17 protein-coding genes and 1 pseudogene are annotated in these 15,537 nt (G+C 68.8%); 7 read left to right on the forward strand and 11 right to left on the reverse strand.

The features are described from left to right. A pseudogene (fbiC, locus tag P3H15_RS38125) lies at window positions 1-463 on the reverse strand (7,8-didemethyl-8-hydroxy-5-deazariboflavin synthase); the annotation flags it as partial. Between the two features lie 45 nt (window positions 464-508). Further along, on the reverse strand, window positions 509-694 hold the full coding sequence (locus P3H15_RS38130) for a hypothetical protein (RefSeq protein ID WP_015889740.1): 186 nt from the start codon (window positions 692-694) through the stop codon (window positions 509-511). Between the two features lie 82 nt (window positions 695-776). Here P3H15_RS38130 and P3H15_RS38135 point away from each other — a divergent pair, with 82 nt between their 5' ends. From P3H15_RS38135 to P3H15_RS38145, 3 genes are read left to right on the forward strand one after another with little or no spacing between them, the layout of a single operon-like run. Next, window positions 777-1,277, forward strand: coding sequence for a PH domain-containing protein (locus tag P3H15_RS38135; protein WP_276141999.1), 501 nt, complete (start codon window positions 777-779; stop codon window positions 1,275-1,277). Then, on the forward strand, window positions 1,274-2,815 hold the full coding sequence (locus tag P3H15_RS38140) for a PH domain-containing protein (RefSeq protein ID WP_276142000.1): 1,542 nt from the start codon (window positions 1,274-1,276) through the stop codon (window positions 2,813-2,815). Before P3H15_RS38135 ends, P3H15_RS38140 begins: the two co-directional genes overlap by 4 nt. Continuing rightward, entirely contained in the window at window positions 2,800-3,543 is a 744-nt protein-coding gene (locus P3H15_RS38145) for a uracil-DNA glycosylase (protein WP_276142001.1), read from the forward strand. The genes P3H15_RS38140 and P3H15_RS38145 overlap by 16 nt, the downstream gene beginning before the upstream one ends. Before the next feature lie 37 nt (window positions 3,544-3,580). Here P3H15_RS38145 and P3H15_RS38150 read toward each other — a convergent pair whose 3' ends face one another. Further along, on the reverse strand, window positions 3,581-4,414 hold the full coding sequence (locus P3H15_RS38150; protein WP_276142002.1) for a uroporphyrinogen-III synthase: 834 nt from the start codon (window positions 4,412-4,414) through the stop codon (window positions 3,581-3,583). Between the two features lie 39 nt (window positions 4,415-4,453). Between P3H15_RS38150 and P3H15_RS38155 the strand changes: the two genes are divergently transcribed. Beyond that, a complete protein-coding gene (locus P3H15_RS38155; RefSeq protein WP_276142003.1) occupies window positions 4,454-4,831 on the forward strand; it encodes a VOC family protein in 378 nt (125 codons plus the stop codon). On the opposite strand, the gene P3H15_RS38160 is transcribed toward P3H15_RS38155, so the two are convergent. The 6 genes from P3H15_RS38160 to typA all read right to left on the reverse strand — a co-directional run bounded on the left by P3H15_RS38160 (window position 4,828) and on the right by typA (window position 11,812). Then, entirely contained in the window at window positions 4,828-6,345 is a 1,518-nt protein-coding gene (locus tag P3H15_RS38160; RefSeq protein ID WP_276142004.1) for a catalase, read from the reverse strand. The two genes, P3H15_RS38155 and P3H15_RS38160, sit on opposite strands and share 4 nt — an antisense overlap. Window positions 6,346-6,375: 30 nt before the next feature. After that, a complete protein-coding gene (locus P3H15_RS38165; protein WP_276142005.1) occupies window positions 6,376-6,804 on the reverse strand; it encodes a hypothetical protein in 429 nt (142 codons plus the stop codon). A gap of 14 nt (window positions 6,805-6,818) precedes the next feature. Further along, a complete protein-coding gene (locus P3H15_RS38170) occupies window positions 6,819-6,977 on the reverse strand; it encodes a hypothetical protein (RefSeq protein WP_005239161.1) in 159 nt (52 codons plus the stop codon). Between the two features lie 99 nt (window positions 6,978-7,076). Then, entirely contained in the window at window positions 7,077-7,955 is an 879-nt protein-coding gene (gene mshB, locus P3H15_RS38175; RefSeq protein WP_276142007.1) for an N-acetyl-1-D-myo-inositol-2-amino-2-deoxy-alpha-D-glucopyranoside deacetylase, read from the reverse strand. After that, a complete protein-coding gene (locus P3H15_RS38180) occupies window positions 7,952-9,781 on the reverse strand; it encodes an ABC transporter family substrate-binding protein (protein WP_276142008.1) in 1,830 nt (609 codons plus the stop codon). The genes mshB and P3H15_RS38180 overlap by 4 nt, the downstream gene beginning before the upstream one ends. A 123-nt stretch (window positions 9,782-9,904) precedes the next feature. After that, window positions 9,905-11,812 carry a translational GTPase TypA gene (gene typA / locus P3H15_RS38185; RefSeq protein WP_276142009.1) on the reverse strand — a complete coding sequence of 636 codons (1,908 nt, stop codon included), beginning with the start codon at window positions 11,810-11,812 and terminating at the stop codon, window positions 9,905-9,907. A 343-nt stretch (window positions 11,813-12,155) separates the two neighbouring features. Here typA and P3H15_RS38190 point away from each other — a divergent pair, with 343 nt between their 5' ends. Then, window positions 12,156-12,323: a hypothetical protein gene (locus P3H15_RS38190; protein WP_162130660.1), complete on the forward strand. Its 168-nt coding sequence runs from the start codon at window positions 12,156-12,158 to the stop codon at window positions 12,321-12,323. A gap of 2 nt (window positions 12,324-12,325) precedes the next feature. On the opposite strand, the gene P3H15_RS38195 is transcribed toward P3H15_RS38190, so the two are convergent. After that, window positions 12,326-12,706: a (deoxy)nucleoside triphosphate pyrophosphohydrolase gene (locus P3H15_RS38195; protein WP_276142043.1), complete on the reverse strand. Its 381-nt coding sequence runs from the start codon at window positions 12,704-12,706 to the stop codon at window positions 12,326-12,328. Window positions 12,707-12,764: 58 nt separating this feature from the next. On the opposite strand from P3H15_RS38195, the gene P3H15_RS38200 reads away from it, so the two are divergent. Next, entirely contained in the window at window positions 12,765-13,049 is a 285-nt protein-coding gene (locus tag P3H15_RS38200) for a 4a-hydroxytetrahydrobiopterin dehydratase (protein ID WP_015889728.1), read from the forward strand. On the opposite strand, the gene P3H15_RS38205 is transcribed toward P3H15_RS38200, so the two are convergent. After that, the gene (locus P3H15_RS38205; RefSeq protein WP_276142010.1) at window positions 12,997-14,331 is read right to left on the reverse strand and encodes a mannosyltransferase; all 1,335 of its coding nucleotides are present in this window, start codon (window positions 14,329-14,331) and stop codon (window positions 12,997-12,999) included. The genes P3H15_RS38200 and P3H15_RS38205 overlap by 53 nt on opposite strands. A gap of 317 nt (window positions 14,332-14,648) precedes the next feature. On the opposite strand from P3H15_RS38205, the gene P3H15_RS38210 reads away from it, so the two are divergent. Further along, the gene (locus P3H15_RS38210) at window positions 14,649-15,431 is read left to right on the forward strand and encodes a hypothetical protein (protein WP_174705479.1); all 783 of its coding nucleotides are present in this window, start codon (window positions 14,649-14,651) and stop codon (window positions 15,429-15,431) included. Window positions 15,432-15,537 lie beyond the last annotated feature (106 nt).

Raw genomic sequence — 15,537 nt, forward strand, 5'->3', positions numbered from 1 at the left:
TGCAGCCCAATTCGGCGCCCTGCCGGGCGATCTCGAGGACCTCGTCCGGCTCCAGATACGCCCCGCGCCCCTCCGCCCGCAACTTGCCGGGCACCGTCACGAACGTGCAGTAATGGCACCTGTCCCGGCACAACCGGGTCAGCGGGATGAACACCTTCCGCGAATACGTCACCGCCCGAGGTCGACCCGCCGCCAGCAACCCGGCATCGCGGACCTTCGCCGCCGACGCACACAGATCCACCAGATCCCCGCCACGGGCCTGCAACAACACCGTCGCCTCGTCCACGTTCAACGTCGCACCGTCCCGCGCCCGCCGCAACACCCGCCGCATCGCGGACGCGGACGGTGCCACTTCCTGCGCCGATGCGCCGGACGGGGGTGCTGCCGGAACACCCGGCATGGGAAGCATCGTGGGCCGGCCGGACTCTTCACCTGAATGGGTCACCCAGCGATCATGCGCCATCGACGACGAGCCGTGCCACCCAGACTCCGTGAGCGGCGAGGATCGCTACCCGCGCGGGTAGTCCTCGTCGACCGGAACCGCCCGGCTCTGCTCGGCGGCGTCCGCCTCGTTCACCTCCAGCGACGACACTTCTTCGACCTCGTCGGAATTGTCGTCGTCGACGGCGATCTCCTGCTCGAGCCGGTCCGCCTCGGGAACCTCCGGAGAATCGGCCGCATCGAATGACGTCATGTCTGCGCTCCTTTCGCTTCGGGGGTCCTCCCACCATAGGTCCGTTCTCGACAGAATGGCGGGGCACGGCCAAAGTAGGGGCATGAGTGTGCCCACCACCGTCACCATGGCGGAACCGCTGTGGCGGCCCAGCCCCAAAGCCAAGCAGCTGTGGGCAATCAACGCCGCCCTCCTCTGGTTTCCCCTCTTCGTCGCGCAGGCCGTCGCTCTCGTGTTCCACTGGTGGCCCGTGTGGGTGCACGTCACGGTCCTCGCGATCTCCGTCGTGCTCGCGATCGCCCACGTCGCCGTCGTCCCGCTCTGGCGGTACCGGGTGCATCGGTGGGAGATCAGCGACACCGCGGTCTACACGCGCAGCGGCTGGTTCACCCAGGAACGGCGCATCGCGCCCATCTCCCGGATCCAGACCGTCGACACCGAACGCGGACCCATCGACCGCATGCTGGGGCTCGCGACCGTCACCGTCACTACGGCGTCGTCCGCCGGTGCCGTCAAGATCTCCGCCCTCGATCAGGACACCGCCGACCGCACCGTCGCGAGGCTCACCGAGATCGCCGGCACCAATGTCGGTGACGCCACATGAGTGCGGCACCGGAACCGGGCGTCGCTCCGCCCATCGCGCAGGGCGAGGCGGCGGTCGCCGAGGAGGAGGAGCAGCCCTGGTTGCGCCTGGACCGCCGGATGCTGCTGGTCCACCCCGTCAACGAGATCGTCAAACTTCTGCCGGTGTTGCTGATTTCGCTGGTGATCGGCACCCAGAGCGGCAACCACGTGTGGAGTCTCGTCGCCATCGTCGTGTTCGTGGTGTTCGGCGTCTCGCGCTGGTTCACGACGAGTTACCGCATCGGCCCGGTCCACGTGCAACTGCGGCAGGGCCTGTTCCGCAAACGCCTGCTGTCCGTACCGCGCAACCGGATCCGCTCCGTCGACGTGGAGGCGGGCGTCCTGCACCGGCTGCTCGGGCTGTCGATCGTGCGCATCGGCACCGGCCGGCAGGTGGGGTCCACACCGGACGCGGCGAAGTTCGAACTCAACGCCCTCTCCACCGGGCTGGTGCCCGACCTGCGCGCCGCGCTCCTCGCCCGTCAGCCGTCCCCCGAGGTCGAGCACACCGCGGTCACGCAGGAACCCGCGGTGACCGAGATCGGCCACTGGACCCCCGCCTGGGTGCGCTACGCCCCGTTCTCGGTGACCGGGGTGGCGACCATCGCGGCGATCGTCGGTCTCGCGTTCCAGTACGGAATCGGCGCGAAGATCGCCCGCTCGTCGACGGTGGCCGAAGGGATCGAATCCGCCGAGCGCGTCGGGATCGCCGTGGCCGTCGTCGTCGGCATCGTCGTCCTCCTGATCGCCGCCAGCGGCCTCGCGTGCGTCCGGTACCTGCTGACGTACGGCAACATGACGCTGACGGACAACGGCCGCACCCTGCACGTCAGCCACGGCCTGCTGAAGACCCGCCAGACCACCCTCGATCGCGCCCGGCTCCGCGGTACGACGCTCGAAGAGCCGCTCCTGCTGCGGCTCGCCGGCGGCGCCCGGCTGGATGCCGTGATGACCGGTGTCAGCGCCGAGAGGCGCGAGTCCTCCCTCCTGCTCCCCCAGGCGCCGCGCGCGGAGGCCGAGCGGGTGATGGCCACCGTCATCGGCGACCACCGCCAGGCCGCGGTCCCGCTCACCCCGCACGGGCCGGTCGCGCAGCGGCGGCGCTACACCCGGGCCCTGATCCCCGCGGAGATCGCGCTCGCCGCCGCCCTCGTGTTCCTGATCCTCGACCGGCCCGTGTTCTGGGCGGTGTGGGCCGGGATCGCGGTGCTCGCCGTCGGCGGCGTGGCGCTGGCGTGGGATCGGTACCGCGGTCTCGGTCACGCGGTGCTGCCCGGGTGGTTGATCACCCGCAGCGGCTCCCTCGACCGCGCCCGGGACAGCCTCGAGGCCGACGGCATCATCGGGTGGACCGTGCGCCAGACGTTCTTCCAGCGGCGGGCCGGGGTGGCGACCGTCATCGCCGCGACCCCCGCCGGCACCGGCAAGTACCTGGTGATCGACCTGCCCGCCGATCAGGCGTGGTCGCTCATCGAGTCGGTGACACCCGGCGGAGGTGACGTGTGGGCGCGGCGCTGACCGACATCGCCGGGCTCGACGCCCACCTCATCGACTGCCGGGCGTGCCCCCGCCTCGTCGAGTGGCGGGAGACGGTCGCACGCGAGAAGCGCGCGTCGTTTCGCGACGAAACCTATTGGGGCCGCCCGGTTCCCGGATTCGGTCCGGCCGACGCGTCCCTACTGATCGTGGGTCTCGCGCCCGCCGCGCACGGTGCGAACCGGACCGGGCGCATGTTCACCGGAGACCGCAGCGGCGACTTCCTCTACGCCGCCCTGCACGCCGTGGGTCTCGCGAGCCAGCCGACAGCCACCCACATCGGCGACGGCCTCGAACTGTTCGGCGTCCGGATCACGTCCCCGGTGCACTGCGCGCCGCCCGCGAACAAACCCACCCCGGAGGAACGCGACAACTGCCGCCACTGGCTCGACGCCGAACTGCGCATCCTGCAACCCGGTCTGCGGTCGGTGATCGTGCTCGGCGGGTTCGGCTGGCAGTCGCTGCTCCCCGTCCTCGACGACGCCGGCTGGGCCGTCCCCCGGCCGCGACCCAAGTTCGGGCACGGCGCGCACGTCGAACTGTCCGGCGCCGAACGTCCCCTGCACCTGTTCGGGTGCTATCACGTCAGCCAGCAGAACACGTTCACCGGACGCCTCACCCCCGCCATGCTCGAGTCGGTGCTCTCCGACGCCGCACACGCGGCCGGGCTGCCCAAGTCCCCGGACGAACGGGACGCCCGTTCGATCTGACGCAACGAACGTCCCGTTCGTCCGGTGGGGAGGACCGTCAGCGCCGCTTCGGGAGCTCCTCGATGATGTACTTGGCCATGCTGCCGAGCCGGGGGCGGGCGGGTTGCATGGTGTCCACCCCGAGGACGGTGAGCGGCGAGGCCGTGACGGAACCGACGCAGACAGGTGCGACCGGACCGTGGAACGCCTGCAGGAGGGCCTCGACCCGGTCGGTGTCCTTCGCGGTGCTGAGCAGCGAGGACACGGCGGGTGCACTGGTGAACGTGACGGCGTCGACCTCGGCGCGGACGATCCGGTCGAGCAGCGTCAGCAGTGGCTGCTGGTTCTCGGGCCGGATCCACCGGTACACCGACACGGCCGTCGTCTCGGCCCCGGCGCCGGCGAGGGAGACGCTGAGGTCGGTCATCGGTTCCCATTCGGTGATGGTGCCGTGCAACTGGACCGCGACGCGCAGTCCGCGCACGCCCTGGGCCACGAGGTGTTCGTGCACTTCCTCGGACGATTCGGTGTCGGGCGACCACTCCTCACGCAGGCCTGCGCCGCGCACGGCGCCCTTCGCCTTGGGACCGCGGGTGATGATCCGCGCCGACTGCAGGGCGGCGAGCAGCGCGTCCTCCTCGTCCCAGGCCCGTGCCGCGTCCAGCCACCCCCGGAATCCGACGGCGGTGCTGACCACGAGGAGGTCCGGCGGCGACGCGATGATCTCGGCGGTGCGGGCGCGCAGATCGGAGTCGTCGACGAGCGGAAGCACGTGGATGGCCGGGGTGTGGACGATGGCGGCGCCGTGCCGTTCGAGCAGCGTGATGAACTCGGCGGCCCGGCGTTCCGCGGTGACGGCGATGGTCAGTCCGGAAAGTTCGTCGTTCGACATTCTCTCAGTGTGACGGACGAATCGCACTAAGCTGCCCACATGATCACAGCTGTGCACACTCTGGTCTACGCCGACGACGCCGAGGCCGCCCGCGATTTCTTCCGCGACGTGCTTGGCTGGCCGCATGTCGACGCCGGCGGCGGTTGGCTGATCTTCCGCACCGGGCCGTCCGAGATGGGTGTGCATCCCACCTCGGACGATCGGGGCGGTGAGCCGTGGTCGACCCGGCCGCACCACGAGATCTCGCTGATGTGCGAAGACATCGAGTCGACCGTGGCGGAACTCGAGGCCAAGGGTGCCGAGTTCACCCGCGGAGTCCGCGACGACGGGTACGGCCTCACCACCTCCCTGAAGATCCCCGGAGCGGGAGAGATGATGCTGTACGAGCCACGGCACCCGGTGGCGTTCGAGCGTTAGGCCTTCGCCTGCGCGGTGCTGCGCGCCGGATTGGCCTGCTCCCCCGCCTTGGGATCGGTCTCGGACTGCTTCGTCGACACCCCGTCGGCGATCCGGTCGCCGAGCGTCTTGTCGACGTTGCGCCAGTAGTCGAACGCCTTCGCCAGGATCGGTTCGCTGACACCGTTCAGCAGATGGCCGACGATGTTGTCCACCAGGCGGTCCCGGGCGGCGTCGTCGAGCACGTCACGGACCATCGTCCCGGCCTGACCCCAGTCGTCGTCCTCCTTGTGGAGTGCGTAGGGCGAGCGGACCATGTCGCCGGCGCCGTACCAGGTGGCGGTCTCGCCGACCTGCGACGGGTCGGCGTGCGGGCCACCCTTGGAATTCGGCACGTACACCGGGTCCCCGGGGTTGTGGTGCCGCATGTTGCCGTCCTTCGAATACGAGTGGACGGGCACGTGCGGCCGGTTGACGGGCAGTTCCTTGTAATTGGCACCGATCCGGTAGCGGTGGGCGTCCGGGTAGGAGAACAGCCGACCGATGAGCATCTTGTCCGGGCTCGGTCCGATGCCGGGAACCAGATTGCTGGGTTCGAACGCGGCCTGTTCGATCTCGCAGTGGTAGTCCGTGGGGTTGCGGTCGAGTGTCATTCTGCCGACGGGGATCAGCGGGTAGTCGCCGTGCGGCCACACCTTGGTGAGGTCGAACGGGTTGAACCGGTAGTCGTCCGTATCCTCGAACGGCATGATCTGCATCTTCAGCGTCCAGCTCGGGTACTCGCCGCCGTCGATGTGCTCCCACAGGTCCCGTGTGTGGTAATCGGTGTCGACGGACGCCATCTGGTCGCCCTCGTGCTGCGTGAAGAATTCGATGCCCTGGTCGGTGTGGAAGTGGTACTTCACCCAGAACTTCTCGCCGGCGGCGTTCACCCACATGTACGTGTGGCTGGAGTACCCGTTCATGTGCCGCCACGTGCGCGGGATGCCGCGATCGCCCATCAGCCAGGTGACCTGGTGCGCCGACTCCGGGGACAGCGTCCAGAAGTCCCACTGCATGTCGTGGTCGCGAAGGTTGTTGTCGGCGCGCCGCTTCTGCGAGCGGATGAAGTCCTGGAACTTCATCGGGTCGCGGACGAAGAAGACGGGCGTGTTGTTTCCGACCATGTCGTAGTTGCCCTGCTCGGTGTAGAACTTCACGGCGAACCCGCGAGGATCGCGCCACGTGTCCGGGCTTCCGCGCTCGCCGGCGACGGACGAGAATCTGATCAGCAGATCCGTCTTCTTCCCGGGCTGGAACAGATCGGCTTTCGTATACGCGGAGACGTCCTCGGTGACTTCGAACCGTCCGAACGCCCCGCCCCCCTTCGCGTGCGGTTGGCGTTCCGCAACGCGTTCGCGGTTGAACTGGGCCATCTTCTCGATCAGATAGTGGTCCTGGAGGAGGATGGGCCCGTCCGTCCCGATGGTGAGCGAGTGTTCGTCACTCGTGACCGGGATGCCGGCGTCGTCGGTCGTGAAGTTCTGTTCTGTCATCGCGATGCTCCTTCAGCAGACTGCTGGTCGCTACCGCGTACCCTCGCGTTCCGGAGGCGAAACAGCCCCGAAAGCCGCTTTGGCACTGACCTTCCACAGGTAGACCGCCGCGGGGAGCAGCGAGCCGATCAGGAGCAGGAGCGTCCAGACAGACGCGAGCATGAGCACGTCGCCGCCCGGCCCGCCGAACATGCAGAGCAGGAAACCGGCCCCCCAGCCGGCGAGCGGCAGCACTCCCGACCTGATCCGGCCGGTCGTGGACCGGGCGGCGATCACCAACGCCAGATTGGCGACCGCGGCGGCGAGAATGCTGATCGGAAACGGCGTGGCACCGAGGTAGCTGGGCAGGAACAGCACCGACAGGACGGCGCACAGAAAACCGTCGAACACCAGCAGCGCGAGGGTGACCCTCCCCACGGCGTCGAGGTGCCCGGGTTTCGCTGCGGTGCCGACGGTCATGTGTCAATAGTGGATCAGGCGACGGGCGGGTAGCCCAGCAGGGTCAGCAAATGGCTCTGCATGTCGGCGAATCCGTACAGCACGCTGTAGTACAGGTCGTGCTGGGCCGGCCACGAGGGCCGGAGCGTATCGACGAACGCGACGATGGCGTTCTGAACATCCCAGTTGTACATCTATCGCCTCTCCTGACGGGTGCCACGCGGACTCGACCGCGGCCGCTGCGTGACGTGCGCCACAGTGTAATACGTAACGCCGGTCACAGACACCTGCGGTCAGAGACTCACGCCACCGAAGAGGTCCCGCTCCCGGCCGTCGGCGTCCCGATCCCCGAGGGCGCCGCGGACCAGCACGAAATGCTCCTCCACCAGGATCGGCTGCGCGATGTCGTTGGAGAGCGCGTACTCGGTGCCGCTCGGCGCCACGGTCACCTGGGTGGCGTGCGCCGACAGCGCGTTCCGCTTCGCCTCGAGCACACCCCGCACGTCGATCACCGTCGTGACGTCGGCGTCCGGCACGCTCGGCAATTCGCCGGGCTCCGGCAGCCGCCAGCCGTCGGGAAGGTCGCCGATCCGGCAGAGTCCCGCCTCGAGCGCGCTCGCCTCGGTCACCGTCCAGTACAGTTTCGCGACCTCCCAGGGGACGCCCGCGTCGGGGAACTGTTCCGTTCCCGCCGCCTCGACGGCCGCCGTGACGATCCCGTGCGCCTGGATATGGTCGGGGTGCCCGTATCCACCGTCCGGGTCGTACGTGACGACGACGTGCGGCCGCACCTCGCGGATGACCGCCACGATCGCCGCGGTCACCGCGTCGCGGTCGGCGTTGACGAAGGCGCGCGGGTTCGCCGCCGACGCCGTGCCCGCCATGCCGGAGTCACGGAAGCGTCCCGCCCCCAGGAGGAATCGTGGCCGTCCGGCACCGAGAGACGTCAGCGCGGACGTCAGCTCACCGATCCGGAACCCGCCGAGCTGATCGGCGGCGCCGGCGACCAGGTGCGCCCACTCGTCGCCGATCACCTCGCCTTCCTCGCCGAGCGTGCACGTCAGGACGTGGACGTCGGCACCCTCGGCGGCGTAGCGCGCGATGGTGCCGCCGGTGGTGAGGGTCTCGTCGTCGGGATGGGCATGGACCAGCAGAAGTCGCCGCTCACTCATTCCTTGATCCTGCTCCAGTCTGCTGCGTCACTGAATATTCCGACCGGCACGGCGCCCGACAGCGATACCCCGTCGACGCCCGGCCCGGCCGCGACCAGCGTGCGGTCCTGCATGATCGGCAGCACCGCGGCCAGGTCCCACAGCCTGCGATCGGCGTCGGCGAGGGCCTGCGGCACGTCACCGACGCCGCGCAGCGCGGCGTCGATGGACGGCTGCAGGGTGGGGTCGCAGACTCCCGAGAGGTTGGACGGGGCCTCGGCCTCCGACACCGAATCGCGTTCGGGTCCGGCGGTTTCGGTGTTCTGCTGGGTCGTCGCGACCACTGCGGGCGGACAGCTGTGCCGGGACGCCAGCGCCGTCGCCGGGTCGGACCCGGCGCGCGACCAGCCGACGACCGCTCCGATGTCGCCCTTGCTCAGCGACTCCCCGTACAACTCCTCGGCGGGCAGCGACGTCACGGTCGCGTCGATGCCGGCGCCGCGCAACTGGTCGGCGGCCGTGTTGGCGACGGCGCTCGCGGTGTCGTCGCCCTCGGGTGTCCCGATGACGAGCGTGAGCGGGACGCCCTCGCGGACGAGCCGGGTGGGCGGCACCGTACCTGCGGGAACGACGGTGCCCGGAGGTGTTTCGGCGACGTAGCCGTATTCGGCCAGCTGCGCCAGCACCTGTTCGCGGCTCGGCCGCGCGGGTGCGGTCGCGCTGTAACCGGGATCGGAGGGGGCGTAGACCTGCGAGCGCGCCGGGACCGCCGAGGCCTCGCTGCCTGCGCCGACGACGGCGAGCAGTTCGGTGTCCAGCAGGTTCAGCAGACTCTTCCGCACCCGGACGTCGGCGAGTTCGGGCACCCGGCCGTTCAGCGTGAGGTCGAGGCCGCGGGGCTGGAACGACGCACCGGTCCGCACCGTCGGGATCGCGGCGAGCTGAGCGGAAGTCGCTGTGCCCCCGTGAATCTGGACGACCTGGGTGTCGTTGTTGCGCATCGAGTCGGCGAGCTGCGACGGGGTGCCGTCGCGGCGCATCAGGATCTGGTCGGGGGTCGCCGGCTTGTCCCAGAACCGGTCGTTGCGTTCGAGCAGGATCTCGTCGCGGCCGCGGTCGATCGACTTGATGTGGAAGTGTGCGCCCGACACGGGGATGTTCTCGGCCAGTCCGGTCGCGAAGCCGCCCGGGGAGTCCTTGATGAGGTGTGACGGCAGGAGGTCGGTGAAGAGTTCGCGCCACGCCGGGTAGGCGGCCTTCATCACGACGGTGACCGTCTTGCCGCCACCCGAGGACCGGACGTCCTGGATCAGGTCGTAGCCGGCGGGGTCGACCACGCCGGGGGCGCTGATCATCTGCTGCCACAGGTAGCGGAAGTCCTCGGCGGCGATGGGCGCGCCGTCGGACCATTGCGCTTCGTTGCGCAGCTGGTACGTGACGGTGAACGGTTCCTGCGAGGTGACGTCCGCGGAGATGACGAGGGAGGAGTCGGGAATCCAGATGCTGCCGCCCGCGTGCGCCGGGTCGGGCACCGGCCGGAACGGGCTCGGCAGGACGAGGGCGCTGACCGCGGAGTTCGCCGGCGACTGGTCCGACAGCAGGTGCGGGTTGAATCCGCTGCCCACGTCGTCGATCGCGACGACGACGGGCTGCTTCTCGGTCGGCGACGCCGTCGGCTTCGGGCTGTCGGTGCTCTCGACCGGCGGCGGCGGATCGGCGGTGCACGACGTGAGTACCGCCGTCGACAGTGCCAGCAGGAGGGCGGTCACAGCCACACCGTTCCCGCGCCTTCGGCCCCGCACTCCCCGAAGTCCCCGAACTCTCGCGAGTCGACCCCCAGCACCCACCGCAGCCGCCTTTCCTCAGAGATACCGGAAGGCTCCGGAAACCCACGAGCGAATGTACCTTCGGTCGACGATCGATCGAAGGTACATCCGCCCGGTTGTGTTTGACGTGGTCGGACGTGCCGACTACAGGGCCGCCTTGTCGCGAGCCTTGGAACGCGAACGCTCACGGGCACGGTCGGTGGCCGACAGGTGCACCTTGCGCACCCGCACGACCTCCGGGGTGACCTCGACGCACTCGTCGCCGGCGCAGAACTCCATCGCGCCTTCGAGCTCCAGCTTGATCGGCTTGGCGAGGGTCTCCATCACGTCGGCGGAGGACTGACGCATGTTGGTGAGCTTCTTCTCGCGGGTGACGTTGATGTCGAGGTCTTCCTGGCGCGGGTTGATGCCCACGACCATGCCCTCGTAGGTGTCGGCGCCGGGCTCGACGAAGAACGTGCCGCGGTCGGCGAGCTGGATCATCGCGAACGGGGTGACCGAGCCGGTGCGGTCCGAGACGAGCGAGCCGGTGTGGCGCGCGCGGATCTCGCCGGCCCACGGCGCGTAGCCGTGGAAGACGGCGTTCGCGATACCGGTGCCGCGGGTCTCGGTGAGGAAATCGGTGCGGAACCCGATCAGGCCGCGCGAGGGGACGATGAACTCCATCCGGACCCAGCCCGCGCCGTGGTTGGCCATCTGCACCATCTTGCCCTTGCGGTTGGCGAGGAGCTGGGTGATGGCGCCGAGGTACTCCTCGGGGCAGTCGATGGTGAGCTCCTCGAAGGGCTCGTGCACCTTGCCGTCGACCTGACGGGTGACCACCTGCGGCTTGCCGACGGTCAGCTCGAAACCTTCGCGGCGCATCTGCTCGACGAGGATGGCGAGCGCGAGCTCACCACGACCCTGGACCTCCCAGGCGTCGGGGCGACCGATGTCGAGAACCTTGAGCGAGACGTTGCCGACCAGTTCCTGGTCGAGGCGCGACTTCACCATGCGGGCCGTCAGCTTGTGTCCGCTGACCCGGCCGACGAGCGGCGAGGTGTTGGTGCCGATGGTCACCGAGATGGCGGGCTGGTCGACCGTGATCCGCGGCAGCGGTACCGGGTTCTCCAGGTCGGCGAGGGTGTCGCCGATCATGATGTCGGCGAAACCGGCGACCGCGACGATGTCACCGGCGACGGCCTTCTCGGCGGGCTGGCGCTCGACGCCCACGGTGGCGAGCAGTTCGGTGATCTTGGCCTTGGTGACGACGGGCTCGCCGTCGACCTCGCGGCACCAGGAGACCGTCTGCCCCTTGGTCAGCTCGCCGTTGTGGATGCGGACGAGCGCGAGACGTCCGAGGAACGCGGACGCGTCGAGGTTGGTGACGTGAGCCTGCAGCGGCGCGTCGACGTTGCCCTTGGGCGCGGGCACGTAGTTGAGGAGGACCTCGAACAGGGCGTCGAGGTTCTCGGCGTCCGGCGCGTGACCGTTCTCGGGCTGAACCTTGGACGCCTTGCCCTCACGGCCGGAGGCGTACAGAACGGGAAGGTCGAGGGCGAGCTCGGCGGCTTCGGCGGCCTCGTCGTCGAGGTCGGAGGCCAGGTCGAGCAGAAGGTCGTGGCTCTCGGAGACGACCTCTTCGATGCGGGCGTCGGGACGGTCGGTCTTGTTGACCACCAGGATGACGGGCAGTGATGCGGCGAGCGCCTTGCGCAGGACGAAGCGGGTCTGCGGCAGCGGGCCCTCGGAGGCGTCGACGAGCAGGACGACACCATCGACCATGGACAGGCCGCGCTCGACCTCGCCGCCGAAGTCGGCGTGACCGGGGGTGTCGATGACGTTGATGACCGTGACACTGCCGTCGCCGTGGTGCTTGTGGACGGCGGTGTTCTTCGCGAGGATGGTGATGCCCTTCTCGCGTTCGAGGTCGCCGGAGTCCATCACGCGATCGACCAGTTCGGCGCGCTCCTCGAATGCCCCCGACTGACGCAGCATGGCGTCGACGAGAGTGGTCTTGCCGTGGTCGACGTGTGCGACGATGGCAACGTTACGGAAGCTGGTGATGGTCACGCGGTGGCTCTCCTGGCTGAGTTGATTCGGCCACGCGAAAGTTCCCTCGCACGGCTTTCTGGCGGCCGCCTTGTCATCTCGATTCAGAATCCTCGTCGAGGCGATGGTAAATCGCCCAGTACAGGCATCGCGGCCACGTGAATACTACCCGCCCGAACGGCTACTTCGCGCATCGCCGGCTTCGCGGGGCATGCCCGACCAGCGTAAAGTGATCTGCGCCACGTCGAATTCGGCCCGTCTCGCGTGTGCGGTGAGGCCGAAAGCTGAGGGGACGCTAACCTGAGCGGAGCCGGCGGATACCGGCGTTCACCGGAGTAGGAAGGCCGAGCCGAGTATGGGCAAGGTGAAGGCCAGCAAGGTCTCGGGTCTCAAGCCGAAGAAGAAGTGCTGCCGCAGCAAGACGCGGTGCATCAAGTGCCCGGTCGTCATCATGCGCATGAAGAAGCTCGAGAACGAGGGCGCGTCCAAGAAGGAACTGAAGAAGGGGCTCAAGAAGGCCCGCGCAGCCTGAGGTCAGGCCCACCCGTTCAGGTGCAGCCGCAAGTCCGGCACCCATCCGCGGTCGTTGCCGACGAGATCGATCTCGCCCAGTTCCCGCGCGTCCACCCATCGCAGTTCCGCGTGGTCGAACGCGGCGGGTGTTCCCGACACCAGTTCGACGCGGTACGCGCGCAGCACCCGGCCGTCGGGCAGCGGCACGTCGTCACCGATCCGGTCGCCGCCCGACACCTCGACCCCGAGTTCCTCCCGCAGTTCGCGGCGCAGCGCGTCCTCGGGGCTCTCCCCCGCCTCCGCCTTGCCGCCGGGCAGCTCCCACAGTCCGGCGAGTTCCGGGGGCCGCGTCCGCTGCGCCAGCAACAGCCGGCCGTCGACGATGATCGCGGCCGCCACCACTTCACCGGCGTTCTCGACAGGTCTTGCACGTTCCTCGGGCACGGCACCATCATGAGGTATGGCCGAGTTGCTGTCAGACGGAGAGATCGACACCGCGCTCGCAGGACTGCCCGGGTGGCAGCGGGCGGGTGATTCCCTCGTCCGCACCGTGGAGTCGCCGAGTTTCCCCGAAGCCGTGGAGCTGGTCCGGAAGGTCGCGGAGGCGGCGGAGGCCGCGAACCACCATCCGGACATCGACATCAGGTGGCGCAAGGTCACCTACACGCTGTCGACGCATTCCGCGGGCGGTCTCACGCAGCTGGATCTGGATCTTGCTGCGCAGATCGACTCACTGGCGGGCTGATCTCGCCGACGGCCGCGGTGGCACGCTTCGTGCGTCGCCCGGCGTAGGCCACCCAGAGGTAGACACCGAACGCGCCGACGACGTCGACGGTGCCCAGCCACGCGAGTACCGCGGGCCGGGAGATCAGCCAGATCGAGTCCTGGAAGAAGCTGAGCACCCAGGGCACGCCGATGAGGGTGGTGACGAGCCAGTACCCGGCGAGGATCCGAGTGCCGAGCATCGAACCGTAGGGGCCGTGCAGCAACCAGATCAGCATCGGGATCACCCACACCCAGTGGTGCGACCACGAGATCGGTGAGACGAGCAACCCCAGCAGCTCGACGAGGACGAGGGTGCCGAGCCGATCGTCCCGGGCGATCGCCCGCCAGGCCAGGCCGGCGAGGACGACGGTGACCGCCACCGCCAGCAGCCAGAGGACGCCCGTCTCGACGTCGTACCCGAGCAGCCGCGACAACGCGCCGCGCAGCGACTGATTCCAGACCGAGCCGACCGGACCGATGCGATCGGCGTCACCGAGCAGGTGGGTGAAGTACTCCCGTGCCTCCGAGCCGATCAGCAGGTAACTGACTCCGACGGTCGCGGCGAACGCGACCCCGGAGAAGACGGCGGCCTTCCAGCGGCGTTGCATCAGGAAGTAGAGGCCGGTGATCGCCGGCGTCAGTTTGATCCCGGCGGCGAATCCGACGAGCGCACCGGACAGCCACCACCGGGAACTGCGGACCGCGGTCATCACGAGCAGGGCCAGGAAGACGTTGATCTGGCCGTAGTCCAGCGTGGTGCGCACCGGCTCCACCCACACCCCGACCGTGGTCCACAGCACCGCGACCGCACGCCAGTGCGGGCTGCGCGCGGCGTCGCCGAGCACGAGCCCCAGACTCATTCGCGCCAGCGCATACAGGGCGAGGATGGTGAGCAGTTGCCAGCCGACCCCGACCAGCGGGAACGGCAGGTAGTGCAGGGGGAAGAAGACGAGCGCCGCGAACGGCGGGTAGGTGAACGGCAACGGAAAGTCCGGTGTCACTTCCGAATAGGTGAAGTCGTAGAGACTGCCACCGTGGAGCGCCTCGGAACCGTCGACGTAGACGTGCAGGTCGACGAGGTTCATCCCGTTGGGGCTCAACAGCGTCCACGCCATCCGCCCGAGCACCGACAGCACGAGAAGAACAGGCGCGCATCGCAACAGGGTGTGCAGGGCGGATGTTCCCCGGGTGGACGTGGGTGAACGCTCGGAAGTCGGGTCGTCGGAGGCTGCTCCGCCGTCGGACGCTGCATGGTCGGACACAGTGTGGCGCTCTCCCGTGAGGTGTGTAGATGTCTCAGCCGATCCCGAAACGGTCCCGCACAGCGTAGACGGCGCCGCTCGCGGCCTCCGAGGTGTCCGTAGCCGTGCGTAACAGTTGCATCACCAATCACACGAACCACACGTGCCACACGCTATCGTCACCGGAGGATCACCGTCGGGGTCTATATGCCATACACTCCCACCGGGGTGCCGCAGCTACCGGTGAACGAACTCGTGAGCTGTACAACCCGGGGGCGCTGTACATAGAGTGACCCCCCGAGCCGTCAGACGTGGATTGTTTTGTCGTCCACGCTGTTATGACTAAGGATGGGGAGACTGTGCTTCGAACCCGAGGTATGCGCAGAGCAGTAACTGCTCTCGCCGTTGCCGCAGCAGCCGCTATGGCAGTGCCGGCCCAGGCGATCGCGCAGCCGACGCCGCCGCCCGTGCCCGAAGGCATCCCCGTGGAGATGCTCGCGTCGTTCGCACCCGCCATCATCGGCGCAGCCGCTGGTACCGAAGACATCGCCGCAGGACCCCAGGACGCGATCCTGGACCAGGCCCGCAACCTTCTCGAGTCCCCCGGCATCCCGCCGGAACTCAAGTCCACCCTCGAACGCGTCATCACGTTCCTCGACGGCAGCGGCGGCGGCGGTCCCGAGATCCCGAAGGAAAACGCGCCCGTCATCGCGCAGTTCCTCTACCCGACCATCGGCAAGGGCTGCATCGGCGAGGGCGCCGACTCGGTCGGCACCGCGCTCGCGGTCCCCGGCCCGGCCCAGCTGCCCCCGCCCGGCCCCAAGGCAGGTCAGGCCGGTTTCGTGTTCACCGCACTCGGAACCAGTTCCGTTGCCGCCGAACAGCCCGAACCGCTGACCGTGACGTGGATCAACCTGGACAACCAGCGGCGCGCCACTCAGAACCTCACCAACGAGGCCAAGATCAACCCCGACGGACCGGCAACCCTGTCGGCGATCGCGGACACCGGCCCGGGCCGCGTCCTCGCGGTGGTGTCGGGCGGACTGACGACCCAGAAGGAGGGCGCGGCGCCGATCACGTGCAGCTTCCTCCCCACCGTCGGCATGTTCCAGGTCGCGTAGTACTTCACAGCTGACGAGCGAGGGGCCCTCCGGACTTTCCGGAGGGCCCCTCGCTCATGTCTGCGCCGCTTCACTGTTTGCCGACGGCGCCACCGTGGTAGACCGA

The organism is Rhodococcus sp. T2V, from assembly GCF_029269925.1.
GTDB lineage: Bacteria > Actinomycetota > Actinomycetes > Mycobacteriales > Mycobacteriaceae > Rhodococcus_F > Rhodococcus_F koreensis.